Raw genomic sequence first — 21,644 nt, forward strand, 5'->3', positions numbered from 1 at the left:
CCGGAGGACACTTTTCCCGCCGCGCGGCGGCGAGATGCATGCCGCATGGCTGTCGGGCGGCGTCTGAGTTTTCCGGCCGCCTTCAGGGCGGTGAACCAAGTCGATAACACGTGACAAAGGGCAGGATATGTCTCGAACCGAACTCCAGCGTTCCATCCTCCGCGGCGGCGGCCGGCTTGTTCCGGGTTGCGTCGCGGCGTCGCTGCTCGCGGTCACCGGCTTCGTCGCCATGGCCGCCAGTCCGCCTCAGAGCGGTCCGGCCAAGGATGGCCAACCGGCCTGGTTCATCTACCAGCCGCCCGCCCCCGCGACGCCGCGGCCCCCGCAGGCGGAAGCCCGCATCCTCGCCTGCGCGACAGAGGCGGCGAAGCTCTGCTCGGACCAGCCCAATACGCAGCGTTCGTGCCTGATGGCGCACTACACCCAGGTGTCCAGCGCGTGCCAGGTCGCGCTGGCGGCCCCGGCGCCCTCGGTGAACGACAAATCCACCATCCCGACCTGCATAAGGTCGGTGATATGCGGCCCCAACAATGGCCAGGGCATTCTGAACCGTACGAACCCCAACGGCCTGCGAGACGGGATGGGCGGCTACAGCCGCGTGCAGTGGCGGTCCGACCCGGTCAACATGGGCTATACCGTCTCCTATCCCTACGCCTTGCCCGCCGGCGCCAACGGCGCGGTGGCCGTCGCGATCGATTCCAAGGACAATCTGTGGGTCTATCAGCGGAGCCCCATCGGGGCCCCGGCGCTGACCAAGTTCGGGCCGGACAGGAAAATGCTGTTCACGCTCGGCGACGATGTGATCGGGCATCAGAACAAAGCCCACGGCATGAATATCGACGCCCAGGACAATGTATGGATCGCCGATCCCAGCAGCTCGGTCATCACGCAGGTCAGCCCGCAAGGGAAGGTGTTGCGGACCCTGGGTGTTCGGGGTCACCGTGGTGATTGGGACGAGACCAAGGGGCAGCGCCTGCTGTGGCAACCGGTCTCGATCGCCTTCGCCCCCAACGGCGACATGTATATCGGCGAAGGCCACGCCAACGAGAGTCCCAACGACACGCAATCGGGCGATCCGACCAATGTCTCCGGCGCCGCCCGGGTGATCCACCTCGACAAGGACGCCAAGTTCATCAACCAGTGGTACGGCAACATGACCGGGGCCGGAAAGTTCTTCCAGGTTCACGACATCGCCGTGGATCCCCGGAACGGGGACGTCTGGATCGGCGACCGCGAGCAATACCGCTTCGTCGTCTACACCGCCGATGGCGAATTCATCAAAACGATCCAGATGCGGAATCTGACCTGCAACGTCGCCTTCGACAAGAACGGCGACCTGTGGATGGGGTCGGGCGGCGACTCGCAGCTGCTCAGGATCGACCGCGACGGCAAGGTCCTCGGCGCCCTCGGCAACGGCCCTGGGGCGGGCGAGGGCGAGAACGGCGAAACGGGCTACATCGCCTTCGACAGCAAAGGCGCGGTCTACACCGGGTCAACCGGCTCGCCCCGCGTGACGGTCTGGACGCCCCCAAAGGGCGGGTGATCGCCCGGACCGCCCAGCCACGGCGGCCCAACCCCAACCTTGGCTTTCGGCGGGAAGCCGGGTCAATCAATGGCCCGCTCTACGGCGCTCAGAACTTGCGGTCGCCGTCGAGGGGATCGCACGTGCCGCTGAACTTGGTCAGGCCTTCGAGCGTGATGTGAACCGCTCGGCGGTCGATCATCAGCTTGGGCTTGTTGAGGCCGTTCAACCTGAACTCGCCCCGGATCATGTCGCGCGAAACCGACAGGCCGTCGATGTCGTACTAGCCGCCGTTACCGCCGGAGTTGATTGGCGGAGCATGCTTTTGGCCGGCCGGATGCGTCCGCGGGGCCGGGCTCCCTCCATCGGCAAGGATCTTTGGCGTTGACAACCCGGACGTCCAGTTCAACAAAATAGAAAAACACTAAGATGTTTAGTAAACATCAATTTGGGTGGATGGCGTGGCGAGCGGCAGGGCGGATCCGCAACTCGTATTTCTGACGGCGATCAACGTGGCGCTGCTCGCCGTGGGCGCGGTCGCCGTGGGCGCGGTCGCCGCGGGCGGCGCCTTCGTCGACCTCGACAACCTGCAATCCATGGCGGGACAGGTGCCGGAGATCGGCCTGCTGGCCATCGGCGTGATGGTGGCGATGGCGTCGGGCAACGGCGGCATCGATCTTTCCGGCATCGCCTTGGCCAACCTCGCGGGCGTGGTCGGGGCGACCCTGGTCGCGCCGGCGATCTCGCCCGAGACTTCGCCGCTGGCCTTCAGCCTGGCCTTCGCGGCCGTGACCATCCTGGCGGGCGTCGTCGGCGGGGCGTTCAACGGCCTGCTGATCTCGCGGCTGGGCCTGGCGCCGATCCTCTGCACGCTAGGCACGCAGATGCTGTTCACCGGCGTCGCCGTGGTGATCTCGGACGCCCGGGCCGTCACCGTGGGCGACGCCGGCCTGCTTTTCAGCCTGGGCAACGACAGCATCCTCGGCGTGCCGATCGCCTTCGCCGTGTTCCTGGTGGTCGCGCTGCTGGTCGGAGCAATGCTGAAGTTCACCCCCTTCGGCGTGCGACTGATGCTGATGGGGACCAACGCCACGGCGGCGCGCTTCGCCGGCTTCCCCAGGGCGCGGATGCTGGCGAGCGCCTACACCCTTTCGGGCCTGATGGCCGGTCTGGCCGGGGTCATCATCGCGGCGCGCAACGTCAATGTGAAATGGGACTACGGGCAGTCCTACCTGCTGGTCGCCATCCTGATCGTGGTCATGGCCGGGGTGAAGCCGGAGGGCGGCTACGGCCGGATGACCTGCGTCGTCCTTTCCGCCATCGCCCTGCAGCTGCTGTCCAGCCTGCTGAATTTCTTGAACTTCTCGAATTTCTTCCGCGACTTCGGCTGGGGGCTGCTGCTGCTCCTGTTCCTGGCCGCGATCCGCTTCGATCTGGTCCGGGGCGTCCTCGCCTCTATCCGCCCGCCACGCCCCTCAATTCCATCCGCCAAGCCGTGAAAACCCTGGAGACCCACATGAAGAGGATCGTCGCCGTCACCGCCGTCGTCGCCGTCGCGGGCGTCGCCTGGGGGTGCAAGCCCGCCGCTTCCGGCAAGCCGGTCATCGCCACTGTGGTGAAGATCGGCGGCATCCCCTGGTTCAACCGCATGGAGACCGGGGTGAAGGCCTTCCAGGTCGCCAACCCCGACGTGACGGCCACGCAGTACGGCCCGTCGACCTCCGACGCCGCGCAGCAGTTGAAGATCATCAACGATCTGATCGCCAAGAAGGTCGACGCCCTGGCCGTGGTGCCCATGGACCCGGCGGTGGTCGAGGGCGCGCTGAAGCGGGCGCGGGAGCGCGGCATCGTCGTGGTCACCCACGAGGCCGACAACCAGAAGAACACCCAGGCCGACGTCGAGGCCTTCGACAACGCCGCCTATGGCGCGGCGCTGAACGAGAAGCTGGCCCAGTGCATGGGCGGCAAGGGCAAGTGGACCAGCTTCGTCGGCTCGCTGGGCAGCCGCACCCACATCCAGTGGGTCGACGCGGCGGCGGCCAACGCCAAGAAATATCCGGACATGCAGCTGGTCGACGAGAAGAACGAGAGCTTCGACGACGCCAACAAGACGTTCGAAAAGGCCAAGGAAATCCTTCGCAAGCATCCCGACATCCGGGGCTTCCAGGGTTCGGCCGGCAACGACGTGATCGGTATCGGCCGCGCGGTCGAAGCCGCCGGCCTGCAGGACAAGGTCTGCGTGGTCGGCACGGGCCTGCCCAACGCCACGGCGCAATATCTGGAATCCGGGGCGGTGAAGGCCATCGGCTACTGGGATCCGAAGGACGCCGGCATGGCGATGAACGCCATCGCCAAGCTGCTGGTGCAGAAGAAGCCGCTGACCGACGGCATGGACCTGGGCGTGAAGGGCTATGAGCACGTAACCATCCGCAAGGGAGCGGGGGAGGGCGTGCTGGTGCTGGGCGACGCCATGGTGATCGACGACAAGTCGACCTACAAAGACCACCTGTTCTAGCCATGACCGCGGCCGCCGATCCGCCGTTCCTGAGGGTGCGCGACGTCGTCAAATCGTTCGGCGGCGTGCGCGCCTTGCGGGGCGTGAGCCTGTCGATCGAGGCCGGCGAGGTCTACCATCTGCTGGGCGAGAACGGCTGCGGCAAGAGCACCCTGATCAAGGTGATCGCTGGCGCGCACCGGCCGGACGCGGGCGAGATCGAGATCGCCGGCAGCGCCTGCAAAGGCCTCGATCCGATCGGCGCCTTGGAGGCGGGGATCGAGACGGTCTACCAGGACCTCTCGCTGATGCCGAACATGACGGTCGCCGAGAACATCGGCCTGACCGAGCAACTGGTGGCGTCGAAGGGCCGCTTGGGGCGCAGGCTCGACGGCGGCCGGCTGGCGTCGACCGCGCGGCGTGCCTTGGAAACCGTGGACCTGCCGACCCGCGACGACTTCCTGACGACCCCGGTGGCCGAGCTGCCGTTGGCGACACGGCAGTTGATCGCCATCGCCCGGGCCGTCGCCACGCGGGCGCGGCTGGTGATCATGGACGAGCCGACCACCTCCCTGACCCGGCGGGAGGTCGACAACCTGGTGGGCGTGGTCCGGCGGCTGCAGGCCGAGGGGGTGGCCGTGCTGTTCGTCACTCACAAGCTCGACGAGTGCTACGCCATCGGTGGGCACGCGATCATCGTCCGCGACGGGCAGTGCGTCTCGCAGGGGCCGATCGAGACCTATTCCAAGGCGCAGCTCGCCGAGCTGATGACCGGGCGCGCGCTGGAAGACACCCGTTATCGGACCGGCGCGCCCTCAAGCGAAGCCCTGCTGCAGGTCGCCGGGCTGACGCTGGCGGACCAACTCGACGACGTGAGCTTCACCCTGCGCCGGGGCGAAATCCTCGGGGTGACCGGACTGCTGGATTCCGGACGCAACGCCCTTGTGCTGGCCCTGGCGGGCGTGCGGCCGGCGACGTCCGGATCGATCATGCTGGAGGGCGCGCCCATCCGCTTGGCGACCCCCGCGCAGGCCATCGCCAAGGGCATCGGCCACGTGCCGGAGGACCGGCTGGTCGAGGGGCTGTTCCTCGACAAGGCCATCGCCACCAACCTCGCGGCCCTGGTGCTGGACCAGGTGAAGTCCACCCTGGGAGTGGTCAGCGGGTCGAAGGCCAAGGCGTTCGCGCAGGGCATGGCGTCGGACCTGAAGATCGCCGCCGCCGACCTCGACGCCCCCGTCCAGTCGCTGTCCGGCGGCAACCAGCAGCGCGTGCTGATCGGCCGGGCGCTGAGCGACAAGCCGAAGGTGCTGCTGCTGCACGGGCCGACGGTCGGGGTCGACATCGGCTCGAAGGACGCGATCTATCGGATCATCCAGGCCGAGGCCGAGAGGGGACTTTCGGTGCTGATGATCAGCGACGACCTGCCCGAGTTGCTGCAGAACTGCGACCGCATCCTGGTCATGCGCCAGGGCCGTATCGAGGCGGAGTTCGAGGGCGCGGCCGCGAGCGAAGAGGCGATCTTCGCGGTGATGACGGCCGACGCCGCGACGACGGAGGCGGCGTGATGAGCGCGTCCGACGCCGCCCGTGCCCCGGCCGCGAAGTTCGATGTGCGGCGCGCCTTCGCCCGCCGGCCCGAGCTTTTCACCTTCGCCCTGCTGGTCGTGCTCTGCGCCTACGTCGGGATTTCGAACCCGAGCTTCTGGCAGGCGGCGACCTTCTACGACCTGGCCCGGAGCTGCGTGGTCAACGGCCTGTTCGCCCTCGGCGTGCTGGTGGTGCTCGCCGCCGGCGGCCTCGACGTCTCGTTCACGGCCATCGCCGCCCTGGCGATGTACGCGGTCACCAAGCTGGCCGTCGCCGTTTTCCCGGGGATGCCGCTGATCCTGGCCTTCGCCCTGGCGACCGGCATCGGCCTGGCGCTCGGCCTGCTCAACGGGCTGCTGGTCCACGTCCTGCGCGTGCCGTCTCTCATCGTGACCATCGGCGCCCAGTACCTCTATCGCGGCTTCCTGCTGACCTTCATCGGCACGGTCTGGATCGAGCAGTTGCCGCCGCAGTTCGACGGCTTCGGCAAGGTCGCCCTGGCGAGCGCGGTGTCAGATCAGGGCGCGACGATCATCCTGCCGGCCTTCTTCCTGATCCTGCCGGTGGCGGCGGTGATCACCGCCTGGATCCTTCGCCATACCCTGCTGGGGCGCGCCGTCTTCGCGGCCGGCGGCTCGAGCGCCATCGCCGAGCGGCTCGGCTACAACCTGCGCACCATCAACCTGTTCGTCTTCGGCTTTGCGGGCGCGCTCGCCGGGCTGGCGGGCATCATCCACACCTGCAGCAACCGCCTGTCCAACCCGTCCGACCTCGTCGGAACCGAGATCGACGTGATCGCCGCCGTCGTGCTGGGCGGCGCGCGGATCACTGGCGGCTCCGGCTCTGTGGTCGGAACCCTGCTGGGCGTGGTGCTGATCACCGTCGTCAACAACACCCTGATCCTGGCCGGCGTGCCCAGCACCTGGCAGCGCGTGGTGGTCGGGACCTTCATCCTCATCGCCGGCGCGCTGCTGTCTCGCCGCCGGTCGTCGACCTAAGCCTCTGTGGAGCCAGCCCCATGAAGAAGTTCCTGAACAAGCCCGAGGCTTTCGTCGACGAGATGCTGGAAGGCATCTACGCGGCCCATCCCGGCAAGCTGAAGCCGGTCGCCGACGATCCGCGCTGCCTGGTCACCGCGCGGCCGAAGGCGGGGAAGGTCGGTCTGGCCACTGGCGGCGGCTCGGGCCACCTGCCGCTCTTCCTGGGCTATGTGGGCGAGGGCCTGCTCGACGGCGCCGCCGTGGGCGGCGTCTTCCAGTCGCCGAGCTCGGAGCAGATCCTGGAGGTCACCAAGGCGATCGATCGGGGCGCGGGCGTGCTCTACGTCTACGGCAACTACACGGGCGATATCCTCAACTTCGACATGGCCGGCGAGATGGCCGAGATGGAGGACATCCGCACCGCGACCGTCCTGGGCGCCGACGACGTCGCCTCGTCCCCGGTCGGGCAGGAGCACAAGCGCCGCGGCGTGGCGGGCATCCACTTCATCTTCAAGGCGGCCGGGGCCGCCGCCGCCGAGGGTCAGTCGCTCGACGAGGTTCTGCGTGTGGCCGAGAAAGCCAAGGCCAACACCCGGACCATGGGCGTGGCCCTGACCAGCTGCATCGTGCCGGAGGTGGGGCGCGCGTCCTTCTCCATCGGCGACGACGAGATGGAGATCGGCATGGGCATCCATGGCGAACCCGGCATCCGGCGCGGTCCGCTGCGCCCCGCCGACGAGGTGGCCGAGGAGATGCTGACGCCCATCGTTCAGGAGCTGAGCCTGGCCAAGGGCGACGAGGTGGCGGTGCTGATGAACGGTCTCGGCGCGACGCCGCAGGAGGAACTCTACATCCTCTATCGCAAGGTCTGGACGATGCTGCGCGATCTCGGCGTGGCCGTGTTCCACGTCTATGTCGGCGAGTTCGCCACCTCGATGGAGATGGCTGGGGCTTCGATCTCGGTGCTGAAGCTCGACGCCGAGCTCAAGCGGCTGGTCGCTGCGCCCGCCAATTCGCCGTTCTACGCGCAGGAGCAGCTGTGAGCCCGCCGCTGGAGCGCATCGGCCGAGAAGATCTGACGGCGCTGTTTCGCGAACTGCGCGGCCTGTTCGAAAGCCGGCGCGAGGCGCTGATCGCGCTCGACGGCCGCTTTGGCGACAGCGATCTCGGCATCACCATGAGCAAGGGCTTCGCGGCCGCGTCCGAGGCGATGGACGCCGCCGGGGCGGAGGGCGTGGGCAAGAGCCTGCAACTGGCCGGCATGGCCTTCGCCAAGGCCGCGCCCTCGACCATGGGCACCCTGGCGGCGGGCGGGATCATGCGCGGCGGCAAGGCGCTGCTGGCGGCGGATGCCATCGGCGCGATTGAGATGCACCTGTTCTGGGCGGCGTTCCGCGACAACATCGCCGAGCGGGGCAAGGCGCAGGTCGGGGACAAGACCATCGTCGACGTGCTGTTCCCCATCGCCGACTCGCTTGAACAGTCCACTGGGCAGGGGGCGGCCCTTGGCGAGGCGCTCGACCGCGCCTCCGCCGCGGCCGCTGCCGGGCTGGAGGCCACGAAGACGATGATCGCGCAGCACGGCAAGGCGGCCGCCTTTCAGGAGAAGACCCTCGGCTTCGAGGACGCCGGCGCCACCGTGGGCGTGCTGCTGATCGACGCCATGCGCGACTTCGTGCGCCGCGGCGGCGTTCCTTCGCAGGCCTGACGGGCGGTCGGCGGGGTGTCTGTGACGGTCAGGGACATCGCGGCGGCGGCGGGGGTTTCCGCCTCGACCGTCTCCCTGGTGCTCAACGGCAAGGGCGGCATCTCCGAGGAGACCCGCGAGCGCGTCTTCAAGACGGCTGCCGAACTCAACTACACGATCAAGGACGCGAAGGTTCAGAAGCCGCGCTCGCGCCCTCTGCGGTTCCTGAAGATCGCCAAGCACGGCCACACCGTGAACCGCGACCACAACACCTTCATAGCCGACTACATCGACGGCATGTCGCAAGAGGCGATGCGGCGTGGCTACAAGCTGGAGGTGGTGAACTTCGAAGGCGATCCGATCGCCGATATCGTGGGGTCGCTGTCGGCCGGCCTGAGCGGGGTGGTCGTGCTCGGCACGGAGTTGGATGCCGACGACATCAGGCTGTTCGACCGTGTCGAGGCGCCGCTGGTGTTCATCGACACCTGGTTCGACCGGCTCGACGCCAATTTCGTGAACATGAACAACCGCGACGCGGTCGACAAGATCATCGCGCACTTCGTCGAGATGGGCTTTTCACGGATCGGCCTCGTCTCGAGTAACGTCGAGACGGTCAACTTCCGGCTACGGACGGAGGCCTTCGTCGAGGGGATGAAGGCGCACGGCCTGGAGATCGCGCCCTCGGACCTCGTGACCGTCGACTCGACGCACGACGGCGCCTACCGGGACATGACGCGCTGGCTGGCCACCCGGCCGCAGGCGCCCGAGTGCTTCGTCTGCACCAACGACATCATCACCTACGGCTGCATCAAGGCCCTGCGCGAACACGGCTTCGAGATCCCAAGAGACATCTCGCTGGTCGGGTTCGATAACCTGCCGATGAGCAGCGCCATGATCCCGCCCCTGACGACGATCGACGTCTCCAAGAAGCAGATCGGTTATCTGGCGATCGGCGTTCTCGACGACATGGTTCGCGCTTCCGAACCCTGGCGGCCGGTCAAGGTCATGGTGGGCGCACAACTCATCGTTCGAGAGAGCGTGGCGTCGCGCAGCGAGTGATGTGCGTCTCGGTCGGAGGAGTGGACCTTCTCGAAACCGTCGCATAGCTTTCGCGGAAAGCTCGGGACGAGGGATGGCGTCGGTGCGTTGGGGACGGGTGTTCAGGATCGTCGTCGGCTACGTCCTGGCGCCGCTCGCGGGGGTGGCCGCGCTCTGGGTGCTTACCGCGCCCGACGCCGCCCACGCCCCGCCGCCCAACTTCGGCGGCTTCCTTTGCCGGACCTCCGCCTGCACCGACCACCGCGCGGGCTACAGCTGGGCCGCCAGCGTGCCGGTGATCGACGCAGCCGCCTGCGCCGAAGGTTCGGCCTCGTTCAATGAGGGCTGCCGCGCCTGGCTGCAGCACGGCCCTGGCCTGCTGGGCGCCGGCCCGGCGGCGGCGGACGACGCCGGCTAGGCCATCAAGGCCAGGGCGTCGGCGAAGACCGCCGGACCGCCGAAGTTTCCCGATTTCAGCGCCAGCAGCATGGGCTCCGCGTCGGTCGTGCGCAGCACCGGCACGCCGGCCGCGATCTCGGGCCCGACCAGGAAGGCGGGCAGGGCGAGGCGGTCGACCACGGCCCCCGAGGTCTCGCCGCCGGCGACGACGAGACGGCGCACGCCGCGCGCCACCAAGCCTTCGGCGATCGCCGCGAAGGCCTGTTCGATGGCGTGGCTGACGGCGACGCCGCCGAACTCCGCCTGCAAGGCGCGCACCGTCTCCGGCGGACTGGTCGAGGCGATCAGCACCGGCCCGGCCGCGAGGCGCTCAGCCGCCCACGCGACGGCGCGAGCGGCCTCATCGCTTCCAGAGGCCAGGGCGCGGGCGTCGAGCCGCAGGGTCGGGGTTCCGGTCGCCTCGGCGGCGGCGACCTGTCCGAGCGTCGCCTGCGAACAGCTGCCGGACAGATAAGCCACGAGGCCGCCGACGGGGGCGTCGTCCCGCGAAGCGCCCGAGGCGCCGGCCCATCCGCGCGCCCGGACGGCGTTGGCGAGGCCGAGGCCGAGGCCGGAGGCGCCCACCGAGACGGCGTCGTCCAGGGCGGCCTCGCCGATGGGGTCGAGGTCGGCGTCGAACACGGCGTCGACGATGGCGGCGCCGAAGCCTTCCGCGGCCAGGGCGGCGCGGCGCGCCCGCACGGCGCCGGCGCCGGCGACCACCTCGGCGAGCGTGATCAGGCCGACGCCAGCTGCGCTCTGGCGGGACAGCACGCGCGCCAGGTTGGCGTCGTGCATCGGGTTGAGCGGATGGTCCTTCAGCGGACTCTCGTTGAGCGGGACCGAGCCGACGAAGAGATTGCCCTGGTAGACGGTGCGGCCGGTGCGCGGGAAGGCGGGGGTGACCAGGGCGGGGGCGGTCTGGCCGGCGTCGGCGCGCAAGGCGTCCATCACCTGGCCGATGTTGCCGGCGTCGGTGGAATCGAAGGTCGAGCAGACCTTGAACATCACGTGCCGCGCGCCGCGCGCCCGCAGCCAGGCGTCGGCGGCGCGGGAGAGGGCGACGGCCTCGGCGGCCGGGATCGAGCGGCTCTTCAGCGATAGAACCACGGCGTCGACCTCGGGCAGCACGAGGTCGGCGGCGGGCGTGCCGATGGTCTGCACCGTGCGCAGGCCCGCGCGGGTCAGGGTGTTGGCGAGGTCCGACGCGCCCGTGTAGTCGTCGGCGATGAAGCCGAGCTGGATCGCGCTCACGCGGCTTGTCCCAGGCGCTTCAGCCAGCCGAGGCCTTCGACCGTGCCGGCGCGGGGCCGGTACTCGCAGCCGACGAAGCCGGCGTAGCCCAGGCGGTCCAGCTCCTCGAACAGGAAGGGATAGTTCAGCTCCTCGCCCTCCGGCTCGTGGCGCGAGGGCACGCTGGCCACCTGCACGTGGCCGACGATGGGCGCCAGGCGGCGTAGAGCCATGGTCACGTCGCCGTGGATGATCTGCCGGTGGTAGATGTCGAACTGCAGCTTCAGATTGGCCGCGCCGAGCTCTGAGATGACCGCCTCGGCGATCCTGAAATCGTTGAGGAAATAGCCGGGCATGTCACGCCCGTTGATCGGCTCCAGCATCAGCTCAACGCCGGCGTCCGCAAGGCGCTCGGCGGTGTGAGCCACGCCGCGCCGGTAGCTGGCCTGGGCCTCGGGATCGGCCGCGTCGGCGATGCCGGCCATCAGGTGCACGCGCTTGGCGCCGGCGGCCGCGACGTAGGCCAGCGCGGCGGCGACGCCGGCCTTCAGCTCGTCGAAGCGGTCCGGCAGGGCGGCGAGGCCGCGCTCACCGGCCGCCCAGTCGCCGGGCGGCAGGTTGAACAGCGCCAACTCCAAGCCGTTGTCGGCCAGGCGGCGAGCGATCTCGTCCGGCGAATGCTCATAGGGAAACAGGAACTCGACGGCCTTGAAGCCCGCGTCGGCGGCGGCGGCGAAGCGGTCGAGGAAGCTGTGTTCCCCGAACATCATGGTCAGGTTGGCGGCGAACGCGGGCATGGATCAGACCTTGGAACTGGGAAGCTGGGCGCCGGAGAGCTGGGCGTAGACACGGGCGAGCGAAGAATCGTCGTCGCCGCCCATGCCCGCCCCGGCGGCGGCCAAGTACATCTGCAGGGCGGCGGCGGTGAGCGGGGCGGGGAAGCGGGCGCCGCGCGCCATGTCCTGCACGATACCGAGGTCTTTCACGAAGATTTCGACGGCGCTGGCCGGGCTGTAGTCGCCGGCCAGGATGTGGGGCACACGGTTCTCGAACATCCAGCTGTTCCCCGCCGAGGCGGTGATCACCTCATAGACCTTGTCGAGGTCGAGGCCCTGGCGGGCGGCGAAGGCGACGGCCTCGCAGGCGGCGGCGATATGCACGCCGGCCAGCAGTTGGTTGATCATCTTGAACGCCGCCCCGGCGCCGGGCGCGTCGCCGAGTTCGTAGACCCGGGCCGCCATCGCGTCGAGGAACGGGCGAGCGGCTTCGAAGGCGGCGGGCGAGCCCGAGGCCATCAGCGTCAGTTCGCCGTCGGCGGCGCGCACCGGACCGCCGCTCATCGGGGCGTCGAGGTAGCAGCGGCCGGTGACCTCCAGGCGTTCGCCCAGGCGGCGCGCGATCTCGGGGCTCATGGTCGCCGAGGAGATGAACACCGATCCCGGCGGCATCGCTCCGGCCACGCCGCCAGGGCCGAACAGCACGGCCTCGGTCTGGGCGGCGTTGACCACCACGCAGATCACCGCCGCGGCGCCCGCCGCCGCCTCGGCGGGCGTCGCCGTCGCATGGCCGCCGAGTTCGACCAGTCGCGCGGCCGCCTCGGCCGAGACGTCGCAGCCGACCACCGAGTGGCCCGCGTCGAGCAGGGCGCCCGCCATGCCCAGGCCCATCGAGCCCAGGCCGATCACCGCGACGTGCCGTCCAGCCATGCGTCTTCTCCCTTAGCGATTGACCAGCTTTCCGGGCACGCTCAGCACCGCCGCGCAACTGAACAGCAGGAAGCCGGCGATGATGACGAGGCCCGCGGCCGGGCTGCCGGTCGCGTCCTTCACGTAGCCGATCAGATAGGGGGCGGTGAAGCCGGCGAGGTTGCCCACCGAATTGATCACCGCGATGCCCGCCGCCGCGCCGGCCCCGCTGAGGAACGCCGTCGGCAGCGACCAGAACAGCGGCGAGCAGCTGATCGCCCCGGCGGCCGCCAGGCACATGGCGGCGATGGCGACGGGGGTGCTGGGGTTCGTGGCGCAGACCGCGAAGCCGATCGCGCCTATGAGGGCGGGCGCGACCAGATGCCAGCGCCGCTCGCGCCGGCGGTCGGCGCTGCGTCCCAGCCAGATCATCAGCGCCAGGGTGCAGAGGTAGGGGATGGCGCTCAGCAGGCCGATCTCGAAGGCGCCGGCGACGCCTGAGGCCTTGATCAGGCTCGGCATCCAGAAGGTCATGCCATACTGGCCCAGGGTGAAACAGAAGTAGATCAGGCACATCAGCCACACCCGTCGGTCGGCGAAGGCCGAGCCCAGGCTGTGGCTGGCGGTGGTCTTGGCGGCGTGTTCGGCGGCGACGCCGGCCTCCAGGGCGTCCTTTTCCTCGTCGGTCAGCCACTTGGCGCCGCGGATCGAGTTGTCGAGATAGAGAAACACGCCGATGCCGAGCAGGATCGCCGGCGTCGCCTCGATGAGAAACATCCACTGCCAGCCGGAAAGGCCGCCGGCCTTGTGCATGACATCGATGATCCAGCCCGACAGCGGGTTGCCGAAGATCGCCGAGATCGGAATGGCCGACATGAAGACGGTGACGATGCGTCCCCGGTGGTGGGCCGGGAACCAGCCAGTCAGATAAAGGATCACGCCGGGATAGAAGCCGGCCTCCGCGAGGCCGAGGAGGAAGCGCAGGAGGTAGAACACCGGCACGGAGGAGACGAAGACGAACAGGCCGGAGATCACGCCCCAGGTGAGCATGATCCGCGCGATCCAGATGCGGGCGCCCAGCTTGTGCAGCAGGATGTTGCTCGGCACCTCGAACAGGAAATAGCCGATGAAGAAGATGCCTGAGCCGAGGCCGAACACCGTCTCGCTGAACGCCAGTTCGTCTTGCATCTGCAGCTTGGCGAAGCCGATGTTCACGCGGTCGAGGTAGGCGACCACGTAGCAGAGCATAAGGAACGGCATGATCCGCCAGAACGCCTTGCGATACGCGCGCGCCGCGACGGGGCTGTCTTCCGTGGCCGCCATGGTTCTCCCCCAACGCCGCTTTGATGCGGCTTACGCTCTTGGTAGTCAGAATCCGCGCGGCCGCCAACGCGCGACTGCCGGGAGGGCGTGATGACCGAAGCGAAACTGCGAGAGGATATCTGCCGGTTCGGCCGCTCGCTGTTCGAGCGCGGCCTGACGCCGGGCTCGTCGGGCAACATCTCGGTGCGGTTCGAGGAGGGCTGGCTGGTCACCCCGACCAACGCGTCCCTGGGGTTTCTCGACCCGGCGCGGCTCACGAAGCTCGACGCCGAGGGGCGCCTGGTCAGCGGCGATCCGCCGACCAAGGAAGTTCCGCTGCACACCGCCGTCTACGAGACGCGCGGAAGCGCCCAGGCCGTGGTCCACCTGCATTCGACCCACGCCGTGGCGGCCAGCATGCTGCCGGGGCTGGATCCCGAGGCGGCGTTGCCGCCGCTGACGCCCTACGGCCTGATGCGCTGCGGCTCGACGGCGCTGCTGCCCTACTACCGGCCGGGCGATCCGGCGGTGGCGGGCGCGATCCGGGGACTGGCCGGCAAGTACGCCGCCGTGCTGCTGGCCAACCACGGTCCCGTGGTTTCGGGCGACAGCCTGGAGGCGGCGGTCTTCGCCATGGAAGAACTGGAGGAGACGGCGAAGCTGTTCCTGCTGCTGCGGAACCTCAACCCGCGCGCCCTGTCCCCCGAACAGGTGCGTGAGCTGGTGAAGGTGTTCGGCCTGAAGGACGTCCACCCCAGCCACAGCTCCTAGGGCCGGTCGTCCGCCACATAGGCGCGGATCACGCTCTCGAAATCGGAATCGCCCTGGAAGCCCAGGGTTTCGGCGCGGCGCGCATCCCACGCCGCCGGCCAGCTGCCGACGATGGCCTGCACGGCGGGGTCCGGCTCGTGGCGGATCAGATTGGCGGTCGCCGGACCGCCCACGGTCGTCAGGGCCGTGATCATCTCGCCGACGGTGACCGATACGCCCGGCAGATTGACCGCCCGGTTTTCGCCCAGGGCGGCGGAGTCGAGCTCGGCGCCGTGCAGGATCGCCTCCACGGCCTGTCGGGGCGAGAGCAGCCACAGGCGCAAGTCCAGCGGCACGGGGCAGACCGTTTCGACGCCGTTCAACGGCTCGCGGATGACGCCGCTGGCGAAGGAGGAGGCGGCCTTGTTGGGCGCGCCCGGTCGCACGCTGATAGTCGGCAGCCGCAGGATGCGCCCATCGACCAGACCGCGCCGGCTGTAGTCGCCCAGCAGCAACTCGCCGATGGCCTTTTGCGCGCCGTAGGAGGAGCGGGGACGCAGGGGTGTCTCGTCGCCGACGGCGCCTGTCACGCCGCCGTAGACGGCCACCGAGCTGGTGAAGATCACCCGCGGCCGGTTTCCCGCCTCGCGACAGAGATCGAGCAACTGGCGCGAAGCGTCGAGGTTGACGCGCATGCCGAGGTCGAGGTCGGCCTCGGCCTGGCCGCTGACCACGGCCGCAAGGTGGAAGACCACATCGACGCCGTCGCCCATGACGGCGCGCATGGCGTTGGGGTCGGCGATGTCGGCGGCGACGGCCGAAGCGCGGGCGTCGTCCGTCTCAGGCGCCGTGACCTGATCGACCAGCGTCAGACGCTCGATCCGCCGCCCGTCGAGTTCGCCGCGCTCCAAAAGGCGTCGAGCGACTTTCTGGCCGAGAAATCCGGCCCCCCCGGTGATGACGATCTTCATGATGCGAACTCTCTGAATCAGTAGACGCTTGAGGCGTCTTTTACCCGAAGTCGCGGGCCTGTAGGCGCCTCCCTGGTGGACGGCTTAGTGTTGGGGCAGGCCAAAAGAACGGGATCAAGAGCCATGCGGTTCAAACGTTTCGCCTTTGGTTTGCCGGTCGCGGCCCTGCTGCTGGCCGGATGCGCCGGCGTGTCGACGCCGGCCGAGCCGCGTTTTCACCGCATCTTCGACGGCCGGACGTTGGACGGCTGGGAGATCAAGGTCACCCACTATCCGCTCGGCGCGAACCCGCACGGGATGTGGACCGCCAAGGACGGGGTGATGAAGATCACCTTCGACGGCTTCGACCAGTTCAAGGGCGAGTACGCGCACGTCTTCTACAAGAAGCCGCTCAAGAACTACGTGCTGCGGCTGGAATACCGCTTCGCCGGCAAGCAGGCGCCGGGCGCCCCCGAATGGGCGCTCCGCAACAGCGGCGTGATGATGTTCGCCCAGCCCCCGGAGACCATGACCCTCGATCAGTCCTGGCCGATCTCGGTGGAGAATCAGCTGCTCGGCGGACTGGGGAAGGGGCCGCGCACCACCCTGGCCGTCTGCATGGTGGACATCACGGCCAAGGTCGACGGCAAGCCGCTGACCGAGCACTGCACCTCGAACGCCGGGGCGACCTCCCAAACCTTCGACGGCGACCAATGGGTGAAGCTGCGGGTCGAGGCGGTCGACGGCGTGGTCAAAAGCTATGTGAACGGCCAGTTGGCGAACAGCTTCGCCGAGCCTCACGTCGACAAGCCGCATCCCTGGCTGACCAGCCAGGACGCGACCGCCCAGCCCGCCTATTTCGCCCTGCAGGGGGAGAGCGATCAGGTGGAGTTCCGCAACATCGAGCTGGCCGAACTGCCGTGATTGAGAACCGTTAACCACGCTGAAAAACTGGCGCTTGCCAGCCCATCGGCGACGGTTAAGAGCTTCTTAATGTTCGCCGAGCGCCGCCAGCAGTTGGAAGATTATTTTTCGACGCGCCCGCGTATGAAGCGCTTCGCGCGCCTGGCGCCGTTCTTCCTGATCGGCCCGATCAGCGGCCCGCTGCTCGCCGGCGTCGTGTTCAATTTCAAGGATGGCCGGCCTGTCCTCGGCTCGCTCTACGCCATCTTGCTGGCCGAGTATGTGTTCCTCCTGCCGACGATCGTGGCCAAGCTGGGCCTGAACCTGGTTTGAGGGGGCGCCAGGGCGTCGGACAGATTCGCTTAAGCCTTACCGCGTAGCTCAATCGCTGACGTTCTTCCTCAGCCTGGGGCGCTGTCCGTGGAAACCTTTCTCGACTACGCCCGGCGCGGCAAGCACGCCTGGTGGCGCTATCTGATCGCCACGCCTGTCGCCTTGCTGATCGTCATGGTGGTCGGCGTCGCGACCAGCATTGCGCTGCTCCAGACCAAGGTGATGACCACCGAGACGCTGCAGGCGGCGTTGATGTCCCCGGCCGATCCAGCGCGGTTCTTCGCATCCACGGGGCTGACCTTCGCCCTGATCCTGGCCGCCTTCGCCGCGGTGATCGTCCTGATCCACCGCAAGCGGCCCCTCGATGTGCTGGGGCGTTGGTCGTGGCGGCATTACGCGATGGGCGTGGCGGTGTGGGCGGGCGTCCTCGTCGTGCTGACGCTGGTCGACTACGCGCTCTCGCCCGCCGGCTTTTCGTTCGAAGGCGGGCGTAAGTCGCTGGCCATCGCCGGTTGGATGCTCGGCGGCCTGTTCGTGCAGACCCTGGCGGAGGAGTACATTTTCCGGGGCTATGTCACCCAGGGGCTGCTTCTGGCGCTGAAGAACCCGTGGGCGACCGCCGCGGTCAGCGGCCTGGTGTTTGGCGCGGTGCATATTCCCAACGGCTTGCCGCAGGCCGTGGCCGCGACCGGCCTTGGCGCCGGCCTGGCGCTGATCGCCATCCGCACCGGCGGCATCGCCTGGGGCGCGGGCCTGCATCTGATCAACAATTTCTTCGGCGCCCTGATCGTCGTCTCGGCCACGGACGTGTTCAACGGCAGCCCTGCCTTCATCCGGCAGAACACGCCGGGCCTGATGTGGTGGGATACCGCCGCCGTCTGGCTGGCGGCGCTGGTCACGGCGGCTGCCGTCGAGGTCTGGAACCGTCGTCGTTCGGCCTGAGATTCTTCGCTTCAACGCATTGTTGCGGCGGCGGAAAAGCCCTCGCCGTTGAGCCGGCCGGTCAGCCGCACGGCCGAGCCAGGACGGAGCGGCTCGGAGCAGTCCCGCGCTGGGAAGAAGACTAAGATCTCCGAGGAAGGCGCCGATACCGCCGCTGTCTGACAGACCACGCCCTCGCGACTGGAGAGCATCAGGCGGCTTGGCGGAGCGGCGCCGCTGACCTTGATCCTCGCGTGATAGCCGTGCGCCACCGGCTCGATTCCCTGAAGCTCGATCCCCGCCGCATCCGCGACGGGGCGGGCGGCGATCCGCGCGGCGCCGGCGCCGCCAGCCAGGCCGGCGACGATTGCGAAAGCCGCGAGCCGGACCGCGTCGTTAGCCACGGAGCGCGACGTCCAGCTTGGCTGTCGTCCGCGACCAAGCCGCCGCCTGGCTGACCACCTCGCCGACCAACAGCACCACCGGCCCGTCCGGCGCGGCCGCCGCTAGCGTCGCCGCGAGGTCGCCGAGCCGGGCCGGGATGGCCCGGGCGTGCGGCGCGCCGGCGTTCTCCACCGCCACGGCCGGGGTGTCGGGGCTGCGACCCTGGGCGATTAGCCGCTCGGCGACGGCGCCGAAGCGGTCGCGGCCCATGTAGAGCGCCAGGGTGGTTTCAGGATCGCAGGCCGCGTCCCAGCCGCCTTCCAGCACCTCTCCGTCGGCGACGCGGGCGGTGGAGAACAGGATGCGGCGCGCCTCGCCGCGATGGGTGAGGGGAAAGCCCAGCTGCGCCGCCGCCGCGCTGGCGGCGGTCAGGCCGGGAACGATTTCCGAAGCGACGCCATGGGCTTGCAGGAACATCTTCTCCTCGCCGACCCGGCCGAACACCGAAGGATCGCCGCCTTTCAGACGCACCACCTTCAGCCCGCGACGGGCCAGCCGCAGTATCAGCCGGTTGATCGTCTCCTGCGGCATCGAGGCCTTGCCGGCGCGCTTGCCGGTCTGGATGCGCAGGCAGCGGGCGGGGGCAAGCGCCAGCACCTCCTCCGAGACCAGGGCGTCGTAGAGCAGGGCCTCGGCGCCCTCAATGGCGCGGGCGGCGCGCAGGGTGAGCAGGTCGACCGGACCGGGACCGGCGCCGACCAGCAGGACCGTTTGAGCGTCAAGCATGGGCAGGCTCCTTTGAGGCGATCAGGCGGGCGATCTCGACGCGGCACGAACCGCAGCTGGTCCCGGCCCCCGTGGCGGCGCCGATGGCGTCGACGGTGGTCGCCCCGCCGTCGCGCGCCTTGAGGATGGTCTTGGCCCCCACCGCCTTGCAGGCGCAGACCAGCGGGCCGACGTCGGCGACGGGCCCGGCCGGGCGGCCGGCGAGCAGGAAGGGGCGGTCTGCGTCTTCGACACAGTCCTGGGCGAACAGGTCGGCCAGCCAGTCGCGCGGCGGCAACTTGCCGTGGGTGACGAACAGGGCGCGCTCTATGCGGCCGCCTGCGATCCAGGCGCGCCGGAAGACGCCCCGCGCGGGGTCGTCGAAGCTCAGAAGTTCGCCTTGCGCGCCGGCGCTGAGCATCCTGGCGACGTGTTGCCGCTCGACCTCGTCGCCACGGCCGGCGAACTCATGCACCTGACAGGCCTCGCGCACCGTCCGTCGCCAGACCAGCGAGGCCCCGCGCGGGCAATCGGCGCGCTCACGGGCGAAGAACACCCCGCGCCAGGTGTCGCGCCAGGCGGAGAGGCGGGCGGGCGTGTGCTTGAACTCGGGCTGGCCGGAGCCGGGATCGCGCTCCGGCCCGATCAGGTGGTTGGAGCGGCCTTGAGGCGCGTAGGCCGCCGTCCAGTGCATCGGCATGAACAGGCTGCCGCGCCGCTGACGGTCGGTGAGCTTGGCGATGGCGACGGCCTCGCCGCGCGGCGTGCGCACCCGCGCCAGCATGCCCTCGGTGAGGCCCGCGGCGACCGCGTCGTCCGGGTGCATCTCGACATAGGGCTCGGGCGTGTGGCGGTTCAGCTCGGGCGCCAGGGCTGTGCGGGTCATGGTGTGCCACTGGTCGCGCACGCGGCCGGTGTTGAGCGACAACGGAAAGCTGCCATCGGTGGGGGCGGCGGGGGCGAGGGGGCGCACGGCTGCCATGCGGGCGCGGCCGTCCGGTGTTTGGAACCGGCCGTCGGTAAAGAGGCGGGGCGTGCCGCCTTCGACGGTGACCGGCCACTGAACGGGCCGCAGGCTGTCGTAGTCGGCCCGGCCGAGCGCGCCGATGTCGAGGAAGCGGTCGCCGCCGTTTTCGAAGGCGGTCATCCGGGCGTATTCGCGGAATACCTCGGCCGAGGAGCGCCAGGAGAAGGCGTCGGCGAAGCCCATGCGCGTGGCCACGTCGGCGACGATCGCCCAATCGGCGCGCGCCTCGCCGGGCGGCGGAAACAGCGGGCGCTGGCGCGAGATGCGTCGCTCGGAGTTGGTCACCGTGCCGTCCCGCTCGCCCCAGGTCAGGGCCGGCAGCTTCACGTGGGCGAAGGCCGCGGTGTCGGTGTCGGCGATGGCCTCGGAGACGATCACCAGGGGGCAGCGTTGCAGCGCTTCGCGCACGCGGGCGGCGTCCGGCATGGAGACGGCCGGGTTGGTGGCCATCACCCAGATCGCCTTGATCCGGCCGTCGTGCACGGCCTCGAACATCTCGACCGCCTTCAGGCCGGGCGCCGGGGCGATGGTCGGCGACGACCAGAACCGTTGCGCCTTGGCCTTGTCGGCGTCGGTGAAGTCGAGGTGGGCGGCCAGGGTGGTGGCCATTCCGCCCGTTTCGCGACCGCCCATGGCGTTGGGCTGGCCGGTGATCGAGAACGGGGCCGCGCCCGGCTTGGCGATGCGGCCGGTGGCGAGGTGGGCGTTGATGATCGCCAGCCCCTTGGCGACGCCCTGGGCCGACTGGTTCGAGCCCATGGAGAACAGGCTGACCGTCTTCGGATTGGCGGCGAAGAGATCGAAGAAGGCGAGGAGATCGGCCTCGGCGATCCCGCAGTCGGCGGCGACGGCGGCGGGCGATTGGTCCTGCTCGGCCAGGGCCGCCTCGACGGCCTCGAAGCCGTTCACATGGGCGGCGACATAGGCCCGGTCGACCAGGCCGCGGCGGAGGATCTCGGCCAGCAGGCCGTTCCACAGCCGCACGTCGGCCTGGGGCGCGATGGCCAGGTGCAGGTCGCTGGCCTCGGCGGTGTCGGTGCGGCGCGGGTCGATGCAAACCCAGCGCTGGCCGCGCGCCCGGGCCTGCTCCATGCGGCGCACCAGCACAGGGTGGGTCCAGGCGGCGTTGTGGCCGGCGAAGACGATGAGGTCGGCGAGTTCGAGGTCCTCGTAACAGCCGGGGACGAGGTCGGCGCCGAAGGCCTGTTTGTGGGCGACCACCGCGCTGGCCATGCAGAGCCGCGAATTCGTGTCGATGTTGGCGGTGCCGATGAAGCCCTTCATCAGCTTGTTGGCGGCGTAATAGTCTTCGGTCAGCAACTGACCGGAAACGTAGAACGCGACGCTGCCCGGCCCGTGTTTGGCGATAGTGCGGTTCAGAGCCTTGGCGACATGGCTCGCCGCTCGGTCCCAGCTTACCCGGCGGCCGTCGATCTCGGGATAGAGCAGGCGGCCCTCGAGCCCGACGGTCTTGGCCAGGGCCGTGCCCTTCGAGCAGAGCCGGCCGAAGTTGGCGGGGTGGCTGGCGTCGCCGCTGACCGAGAGGTTGCGGCCATTCCCTTTCGCCGCCGAGACGCCGCAACCCACGCCGCAGTACGGGCAGGTGGTGCTGGTCGCGAGGGGAAGGCCGCCGTCCGCCACGT

Annotated in this window: 21 protein-coding genes; 13 read left to right on the forward strand and 8 right to left on the reverse strand. The window is 69.2% G+C overall.

Annotated elements, in window-relative coordinates; translation table 11 throughout:
• Positions 1–127 precede the first annotated feature (127 nt).
• The 9 genes from ACFLIT_RS13445 (at position 128) to ACFLIT_RS13485 (ending at position 9,728) form a co-directional block, all read left to right on the forward strand.
• On the forward strand, positions 128–1,543 hold the full coding sequence (locus ACFLIT_RS13445) for a 6-bladed beta-propeller (RefSeq protein ID WP_479911758.1): 1,416 nt from the start codon (positions 128–130) through the stop codon (positions 1,541–1,543).
• 440 nt (positions 1,544–1,983) lie between these two features.
• Positions 1,984–3,021 carry an ABC transporter permease gene (locus ACFLIT_RS13450; protein WP_479911759.1) on the forward strand — a complete coding sequence of 346 codons (1,038 nt, stop codon included), beginning with the start codon at positions 1,984–1,986 and terminating at the stop codon, positions 3,019–3,021.
• A gap of 17 nt (positions 3,022–3,038) precedes the next feature.
• Positions 3,039–4,037 carry a substrate-binding domain-containing protein gene (locus tag ACFLIT_RS13455; RefSeq protein WP_479911760.1) on the forward strand — a complete coding sequence of 333 codons (999 nt, stop codon included), beginning with the start codon at positions 3,039–3,041 and terminating at the stop codon, positions 4,035–4,037.
• Positions 4,038–4,039: 2 nt separating this feature from the next.
• Positions 4,040–5,584 (forward strand): sugar ABC transporter ATP-binding protein, encoded by a 1,545-nt coding sequence (locus ACFLIT_RS13460; protein ID WP_479911761.1) that lies wholly within the window; start codon positions 4,040–4,042, stop codon positions 5,582–5,584.
• Positions 5,584–6,603: an ABC transporter permease gene (locus tag ACFLIT_RS13465; protein ID WP_479911762.1), complete on the forward strand. Its 1,020-nt coding sequence runs from the start codon at positions 5,584–5,586 to the stop codon at positions 6,601–6,603. The genes ACFLIT_RS13460 and ACFLIT_RS13465 overlap by 1 nt, the downstream gene beginning before the upstream one ends.
• Positions 6,604–6,623: 20 nt before the next feature.
• Positions 6,624–7,628, forward strand: a complete 1,005-nt coding sequence (locus ACFLIT_RS13470) for a dihydroxyacetone kinase subunit DhaK (RefSeq protein ID WP_479911763.1) — start codon at positions 6,624–6,626, stop codon at positions 7,626–7,628.
• Positions 7,625–8,293, forward strand: a complete 669-nt coding sequence (locus ACFLIT_RS13475) for a DAK2 domain-containing protein (protein WP_479911764.1) — start codon at positions 7,625–7,627, stop codon at positions 8,291–8,293. Before ACFLIT_RS13470 ends, ACFLIT_RS13475 begins: the two co-directional genes overlap by 4 nt.
• A gap of 21 nt (positions 8,294–8,314) precedes the next feature.
• A complete protein-coding gene (locus ACFLIT_RS13480) occupies positions 8,315–9,331 on the forward strand; it encodes a LacI family DNA-binding transcriptional regulator (protein ID WP_479911765.1) in 1,017 nt (338 codons plus the stop codon).
• A 73-nt stretch (positions 9,332–9,404) separates the two neighbouring features.
• Positions 9,405–9,728: a hypothetical protein gene (locus tag ACFLIT_RS13485; protein WP_479911766.1), complete on the forward strand. Its 324-nt coding sequence runs from the start codon at positions 9,405–9,407 to the stop codon at positions 9,726–9,728.
• Here ACFLIT_RS13485 and otnK read toward each other — a convergent pair.
• Genes otnK through ACFLIT_RS13505 form a run of 4 tightly spaced genes read right to left on the reverse strand, consistent with a single transcriptional unit; the run spans position 9,725 to position 13,989 of the window.
• Positions 9,725–11,002, reverse strand: coding sequence for a 3-oxo-tetronate kinase (gene otnK / locus ACFLIT_RS13490; RefSeq protein ID WP_479911767.1), 1,278 nt, complete (start codon positions 11,000–11,002; stop codon positions 9,725–9,727). The genes ACFLIT_RS13485 and otnK overlap by 4 nt on opposite strands.
• A complete protein-coding gene (gene otnI, locus ACFLIT_RS13495; RefSeq protein ID WP_479911768.1) occupies positions 10,999–11,778 on the reverse strand; it encodes a 2-oxo-tetronate isomerase in 780 nt (259 codons plus the stop codon). Before otnI ends, otnK begins: the two co-directional genes overlap by 4 nt.
• Before the next feature lie 3 nt (positions 11,779–11,781).
• A complete protein-coding gene (ltnD, locus tag ACFLIT_RS13500) occupies positions 11,782–12,687 on the reverse strand; it encodes an L-threonate dehydrogenase (RefSeq protein WP_479911769.1) in 906 nt (301 codons plus the stop codon).
• A 12-nt stretch (positions 12,688–12,699) separates the two neighbouring features.
• On the reverse strand, positions 12,700–13,989 hold the full coding sequence (locus ACFLIT_RS13505; RefSeq protein WP_479911770.1) for an MFS transporter: 1,290 nt from the start codon (positions 13,987–13,989) through the stop codon (positions 12,700–12,702).
• Between the two features lie 90 nt (positions 13,990–14,079).
• Here ACFLIT_RS13505 and otnC point away from each other — a divergent pair, with 90 nt between their 5' ends.
• Positions 14,080–14,739 carry a 3-oxo-tetronate 4-phosphate decarboxylase gene (otnC, locus tag ACFLIT_RS13510; RefSeq protein WP_479911771.1) on the forward strand — a complete coding sequence of 220 codons (660 nt, stop codon included), beginning with the start codon at positions 14,080–14,082 and terminating at the stop codon, positions 14,737–14,739.
• On the opposite strand, the gene denD is transcribed toward otnC, so the two are convergent.
• Positions 14,736–15,689, reverse strand: coding sequence for a D-erythronate dehydrogenase (denD, locus tag ACFLIT_RS13515; protein ID WP_479911772.1), 954 nt, complete (start codon positions 15,687–15,689; stop codon positions 14,736–14,738). The two genes, otnC and denD, sit on opposite strands and share 4 nt — an antisense overlap.
• Before the next feature lie 123 nt (positions 15,690–15,812).
• Here denD and ACFLIT_RS13520 point away from each other — a divergent pair, with 123 nt between their 5' ends.
• From ACFLIT_RS13520 to ACFLIT_RS13530, 3 genes are all read left to right on the forward strand, one after another.
• Positions 15,813–16,592 (forward strand): 3-keto-disaccharide hydrolase, encoded by a 780-nt coding sequence (locus tag ACFLIT_RS13520; protein WP_479911773.1) that lies wholly within the window; start codon positions 15,813–15,815, stop codon positions 16,590–16,592.
• A 69-nt stretch (positions 16,593–16,661) separates the two neighbouring features.
• Positions 16,662–16,904 carry a hypothetical protein gene (locus tag ACFLIT_RS13525; RefSeq protein ID WP_479911774.1) on the forward strand — a complete coding sequence of 81 codons (243 nt, stop codon included), beginning with the start codon at positions 16,662–16,664 and terminating at the stop codon, positions 16,902–16,904.
• Positions 16,905–16,991: 87 nt separating this feature from the next.
• Positions 16,992–17,846: a CPBP family intramembrane glutamic endopeptidase gene (locus ACFLIT_RS13530; protein ID WP_479911775.1), complete on the forward strand. Its 855-nt coding sequence runs from the start codon at positions 16,992–16,994 to the stop codon at positions 17,844–17,846.
• 11 nt (positions 17,847–17,857) lie between these two features.
• Here the strand turns inward: ACFLIT_RS13530 and ACFLIT_RS13535 are convergent, their stop codons facing one another.
• Genes ACFLIT_RS13535 through ACFLIT_RS13545 form a run of 3 tightly spaced genes read right to left on the reverse strand, consistent with a single transcriptional unit; the run spans position 17,858 to position 21,642 of the window.
• Positions 17,858–18,229 (reverse strand): hypothetical protein, encoded by a 372-nt coding sequence (locus tag ACFLIT_RS13535; RefSeq protein ID WP_479911776.1) that lies wholly within the window; start codon positions 18,227–18,229, stop codon positions 17,858–17,860.
• A complete protein-coding gene (gene cobA / locus ACFLIT_RS13540) occupies positions 18,222–18,995 on the reverse strand; it encodes a uroporphyrinogen-III C-methyltransferase (RefSeq protein ID WP_479911777.1) in 774 nt (257 codons plus the stop codon). Before cobA ends, ACFLIT_RS13535 begins: the two co-directional genes overlap by 8 nt.
• A complete protein-coding gene (locus ACFLIT_RS13545) occupies positions 18,988–21,642 on the reverse strand; it encodes a nitrate reductase (protein WP_479911778.1) in 2,655 nt (884 codons plus the stop codon). Before ACFLIT_RS13545 ends, cobA begins: the two co-directional genes overlap by 8 nt.
• Positions 21,643–21,644: the final 2 nt, after the last annotated feature.

The sequence above is a fragment of the Caulobacter sp. HJHS_5 genome (assembly GCF_056683955.1).